General features: G+C 38.7%; 5 protein-coding genes and 2 pseudogenes. All 7 read left to right on the forward strand.

Translation table 11 applies throughout. The features are described 5' to 3' along the window. A pseudogene (locus ACFIO3_RS08305) lies at positions 1–98 on the forward strand (undecaprenyl-diphosphatase); the annotation flags it as partial. Between the two features lie 76 nt (positions 99–174). Beyond that, on the forward strand, positions 175–1,119 hold the full coding sequence (gene fabD / locus ACFIO3_RS08310; protein WP_375607704.1) for an ACP S-malonyltransferase: 945 nt from the start codon (positions 175–177) through the stop codon (positions 1,117–1,119). A gap of 16 nt (positions 1,120–1,135) precedes the next feature. Beyond that, the gene (gene fabG, locus ACFIO3_RS08315) at positions 1,136–1,873 is read left to right on the forward strand and encodes a 3-oxoacyl-[acyl-carrier-protein] reductase (protein ID WP_375607703.1); all 738 of its coding nucleotides are present in this window, start codon (positions 1,136–1,138) and stop codon (positions 1,871–1,873) included. A 262-nt stretch (positions 1,874–2,135) separates the two neighbouring features. Next, positions 2,136–2,372 carry an acyl carrier protein gene (locus tag ACFIO3_RS08320; RefSeq protein ID WP_183193698.1) on the forward strand — a complete coding sequence of 79 codons (237 nt, stop codon included), beginning with the start codon at positions 2,136–2,138 and terminating at the stop codon, positions 2,370–2,372. Positions 2,373–2,473: 101 nt separating this feature from the next. Then, complete coding sequence (gene fabF, locus ACFIO3_RS08325; protein WP_375607831.1) at positions 2,474–3,736, forward strand: beta-ketoacyl-ACP synthase II; 1,263 nt, start codon at positions 2,474–2,476, stop codon at positions 3,734–3,736. Between the two features lie 96 nt (positions 3,737–3,832). Next, positions 3,833–4,942: an endolytic transglycosylase MltG gene (gene mltG, locus ACFIO3_RS08330; protein ID WP_375704304.1), complete on the forward strand. Its 1,110-nt coding sequence runs from the start codon at positions 3,833–3,835 to the stop codon at positions 4,940–4,942. A 291-nt stretch (positions 4,943–5,233) separates the two neighbouring features. Then, positions 5,234–5,336 (forward strand): annotated as a pseudogene (locus tag ACFIO3_RS08335) (guanylate kinase); the annotation flags it as partial.

Below are 5,336 nucleotides of genomic sequence, written 5' to 3' on the forward strand. Positions count from 1 at the left end.
TGAGTATTATTCAGTTTATAGCACCATATTTTCCTAAGTTTTTATATCAAATTCCACCCTTAAAATATAATTTTAAGAGAGATATTCGTTCTAAATAAAGGACTGTGTCTTGATTTGTGTGGATGAATAAGGTCAAAAGAAAATAATTTAATTGCACAATTTAGGAGTTGATTAATGGGTGCAGCTTTTATTTTTCCAGGGCAGGGGAGCCAAATCGTTGGTATGGGGAAAGCGCTTACAGAGCAATTTGTTGCGGCGCGGATGGTTTTCGAGGAAGTTGATGATGCGTTGGGTGAGAAATTATCAGAGATCATTTTTGAAGGACCAGCAGATGTTTTAACGTTAACAGCAAATGCACAACCAGCATTAATGGCTGTATCCATGGCTGTCATTCGTGTGATGGAACAATTAGGGTTTCATATAGAAGAAAAGGTAAGGTTTGTTGCTGGCCATTCTTTAGGAGAATATTCTGCGCTTTGTGCTGTTGGTACGTTTAGTCTCACAGATACGGCAAGGCTTTTGCGTATTCGTGGCAATGCCATGCAGGCTGCTGTTGCGGTTGGTGAAGGTTCTATGGCAGCACTTATCGGTTTGGAAGAGCAAGTTGTGGAAGAAATTTGCCAAAATGTTTCTGGAGAAGGACTATGCCAGATTGCCAATGATAATGGTGGTGGGCAAATTGTTATTTCAGGTCAAGCAACAGCAATTGAGACAGCGGTAAAGATTGCATCAACAAAAGGTGCAAAACGTGCACTTCTTCTTCCGGTTTCTGCACCTTTTCATTCGTCTTTAATGCAGCCTGCGGCTGATGCCATGAAGAAAGCGCTTTTGACTGTTAACAAAATGCCCCCTATTGTTCCCTTGATTGCCAATGTTTCTGTTGCCCCAGAAAGTGATCCAGAACGTATTGCTACTCTTCTTGTTGAACAAGTGACTGGGAGGGTGCGATGGCGTGAAACAATAGAATGGATTGCTGCGAATGGGATTGATACGCTTTTTGAAGTTGGTTCTGGAAAAGTATTAACAGGTTTAACGCGTCGTATTAACAGAGATATAAAGGGGGTAACAATTGGAACAGTTGATGAAATAGAATCAGCGCTAGGAATGCTTGGCGTTTAATCTGTAGGAGTTAAAAATGTTTAAATTAACAGGACGTAAGGCTCTTGTAACGGGGGCATCAGGAGGAATTGGTGAGGCCATAGCACGTTGCTTCCATGCACAAGGAGCCATTGTTGGACTTCATGGAACACGTGAAGAGAAGCTTAGAGAATTGGCGGCAGAATTAGGACAGAACGTTTTTGTCTTTCCCGCTAATCTTTCTGAACGCCAATCAATTAAACAGTTGGCTGAAGCTGCAGAAAGAGAAATGAATGGTGTCGATATTTTGGTTAACAATGCGGGAATCACCAGAGATGGTCTTTTTGTGCGTATGCAAGATAAGGACTGGGATAATGTTTTAGAAGTTAACCTAACAGCTGCTTCTCTTTTGACACGTGAATTAACACATTCTATGATGCGTCGCCGTTATGGCAGGATTATTAACATCACATCTATTGTTGGTGTTGTGGGAAATCCTGGACAAACAAATTATTGTGCTGCAAAAGCAGGCTTGATAGGTTTTACTAAAGCATTAGCACAAGAAATTGCTTCACGAAACATCACTGTCAATTGTATTGCTCCAGGATTTATTAAATCTGCAATGACAGATAAGCTTAACGAAAAGCAAAAAGAACATATCATGGCTGCGATTCCAATGAAGCGTATGGGGAGTGGACAAGAAATAGCCGCTGCAGCTATTTATTTAGCGAGCGATGAAGCTGCCTATATGACAGGTCAAACACTTCATATCAATGGTGGAATGGCAATGATTTAAGTATTTTCTTGTATTCCACATTGATTTATAAGCTATATTATTTTAGATAGTAGCGATTGAAATGGAAAGATATATCTATTTCTTTAAAATGGTCGTTGATCAATTGATGTCAGAATGTCAGATTGGTTCATTTTGTAGGGGATATCCACAGGATGTTTTAAATTATTGCTAAAATCTTTTAAAGTAATGCATCTATTGCTTGATTAGATGAGCCGATATAGTTAACCAAATTATAGGAAAATATAAATTCGAGGATTTCAACATGAGTGATACAGTAGAGCGCGTTAAGAAAATTATTGTGGAACATCTTGGGGTTAATGCAGATAAAGTCGTAGAAAATGCAAGCTTTATCGATGATTTAGGGGCTGATAGCCTTGATACGGTTGAACTCGTTATGGCTTTTGAAGAAGAGTTTGGTGTAGAAATCCCAGATGAAGTTGCGGAAACGATTTTCACCGTTGGTGATGCAGTCAAGTTCATTGATAAAGCTTCTGCATGATGACTAAAGGGCAAAGGCGTCAATTGCTTTTGCCTGTATTCTTCGAAGCTCTTTTGAAAAAAGAGCTTTAAGAGGTGAAGTTTAGTGCAAGGTTAGAAGTTATGAGACGTGTTGTTGTTACTGGTTTAGGATTGGTATCTCCATTAGCCGGTAATGTTGAATATAGTTGGAAACGGCTTATTGAAGGAAGAAGTGGTATTCGACGTATTACTGAATTTGATGTGTCAGATTTGCCATGCCAGATTGCTGCGCGTATCCCCTTAGGGGATGGAAAAGAGGGGTCCTATAATGCTGATTTGTATATGGAACCTAAAGAGCAACGTAAGGTTGATGCATTTATTGTTTATGCAATGGCTGCTGCTAACCAAGCGCTTACAGATGCCGAATGGTTTCCTAAGAGTGATGAAGATCAGATTTGTACAGGTGTATTAATTGGTTCGGGTATAGGGGGAATTGAGGGCATTGTTGAAGCTGGTTATACGATTCGTGATAAAGGTCCCCGTCGTCTTTCTCCTTTTTTTATTCCGGGCCGTTTGATTAATCTTGCTTCTGGTTATGTGTCTATTCAATATGGTTTACGTGGTCCTAATCATTCGGTTGTAACGGCTTGTTCGACAGGAGCGCATGCGATTGGTGATGCAGCACGTTTGATTATGTTCGGTGATGCGGATGTTATGGTCGCAGGGGGAGCAGAATCTCCGATAAATCGGATATCCCTTGCAGGTTTTTCTGCTTGTAGAGCTCTTTCTACTTGTCGTAATGATGATCCTGAACGAGCGTCACGTCCTTATGATGCAGATCGTGATGGTTTTGTGATGGGGGAAGGTGCGGCGGTTGTTGTTTTAGAAGAGCTAGAACATGCAAAAAAACGAGGGGCACGTATTTATGCTGAGGTTATCGGCTATGGTTTATCTGGTGATGCTTACCACATTACAGCGCCTTCAGAAAGTGGTGAAGGTGCGCAGCGTAGTATGATGGCTGCTCTTAAGCGTGCACAAGTGAATGTGAATGAACTTGATTATATTAATGCTCATGGTACATCAACGATGGCAGATTCCATAGAGTTAGCAGCTGTTGAACGTGTTTTAGGGAATTATGCATCACAAATTTCTATGTCATCAACGAAGTCATCTATCGGGCATTTACTTGGTGCTGCCGGTGCTGCTGAGGCTATTTTTTGTGTTTTAGCCATCCGAGATAATATAGCTCCAGCGACACTTAATCTTGACAATCCATCGGTTGAAACGAAAATTGATCTTGTCCCATACAAACCGCGTGAACGAAAGATTGACACGGTTCTTTCCAATTCTTTTGGATTTGGTGGAACAAACGCATCTTTGGTAATGCAACGTTTTAGAGGGTAATAAGTATTTTCATTTAATTTCTTATTCTGAGTTTTTTACTTTATTATAAGGTGAATGAGAAGTAATAATATTGTATTTAATCGCTATTGAGGGTTTATGTCCGACGTGAAAAATGAAAAATCACTAAAGGACATAAGTGATTCCTTTTCGAATCATTTAGCAGATAGTCATGACATGTTAGCACATAAAAAGCGAAAGAAATCATCTATCGTACGTAATCCATTGGTTGTTCTCGGCCATTTTTTTCTCATGCTGATTGTGGTTATACTTTTGGGCATAAGTATTCCTCTTTATATTGGAAAAAGTATTTTTGAAGAAAAGGGAAAAATTGAGGAAGAACAAATTGTTCTTATCCATCCTGGTACAGGAATTCGTAAAATTGCTTCATTACTAGAAAAACGTGGTTTCATTCGATCATCAGATATTTTTGTTTATGGGGTTGGTTATCACCAAAAAACAACGCATTTGAAGGCTGGAGAATATTTGATTCCGGCTCATGCTTCGATGCAGGATATTATGGATATTCTTGTGAAAGGAAAATCTATTGAGTATACATTTACAGTACCTGAAGGTTTAACGGTTCAGCAAGTTTTCGATCGATTAGCTGCGAATGAAATTTTGATTGGAGACCTTCCAAAAATTTTGCCTCCAGAAGGCTGTTTAATGACGGATACTGTTCGTTTTATTCGGGGGACAACGCGTAAAGAGATTGTAAACAGATTGCGTGAAGGACAGACAAAATTAATTCATGCTATATGGGCTACGCGTTCACCTGATTTACCTATTAAATCAATTGATGAATTTGTTATATTAGCCTCAATTGTTGAGAAAGAAACGGGAATTGCAGCAGAAAGACCAATGGTTGCTGCAGTATTTTATAATCGCCTTACAAAGCATATGCGTCTTCAATCTGATCCAACAGTAATTTATGGTCTCTTTGGAGGAAAAGGAAAACCATCCGGTCGTGCAATTTATCGTTCAGATCTTGAGAAGGAAACACCTTATAATACTTATAAGATTAATGGTTTGCCTCCAACAGCTATTGCAAATCCAGGTCGAGATTCCTTGAAAGCGGTGGCACATCCACCAAGCAGTGATGCACTTTATTTTGTTGCGGATGGTTCAGGTGGGCATGTTTTTTCTCGAACCTTAGAGGAACATAATATGAATGTTCGTAAGTGGCGAGAATTTAAGGCAAGAAATTAATTTATAATGATAATGTATCTGTTTGCATCGTAAAATGAAAATCCAAAGTATAGTAAAATTTTTTATAAGAATTATAAAAATCATTTTCTTGTATGCTACAAAAGAGGTTAGCGTATGGATAAAAATATTTAAGAAAGAAGTAAATATACTGCTAATAAATTATTTTAATGGAAGAACAAGATAACATTGAGATCTAGCTGCTAAAGCAAATACCATTGGTTGAGAGAAACATTGAGGTAATGTATTATTTAAATTTTGAAGAAAAATTTATGAACAAAGTAGAGTGGTGTGATGACAGCCTTTGAAAGTAAATTCAGTGCCATAAAAACAAATCAACGCCGCGGTTTTTTATTTATTCTCTCTTCACCTTCAGGCGCTGGTAAATCAACAATTT

It is taken from the genome of Bartonella sp. AD328YNZD (assembly GCF_042196425.1).

Coding starts and splice junctions, on each gene's coding strand:
- fabD (WP_375607704.1), top strand. CDS start 175: ATGGGTGCAGCTTTTATTTTTCCAGGGCAGGGGAGCCAAATCGTTGGT.
- fabG (WP_375607703.1), top strand. CDS start 1,136: ATGTTTAAATTAACAGGACGTAAGGCTCTTGTAACGGGGGCATCAGGA.
- ACFIO3_RS08320 (WP_183193698.1), top strand. CDS start 2,136: ATGAGTGATACAGTAGAGCGCGTTAAGAAAATTATTGTGGAACATCTT.
- fabF (WP_375607831.1), top strand. CDS start 2,474: ATGAGACGTGTTGTTGTTACTGGTTTAGGATTGGTATCTCCATTAGCC.
- mltG (WP_375704304.1), top strand. CDS start 3,833: ATGTCCGACGTGAAAAATGAAAAATCACTAAAGGACATAAGTGATTCC.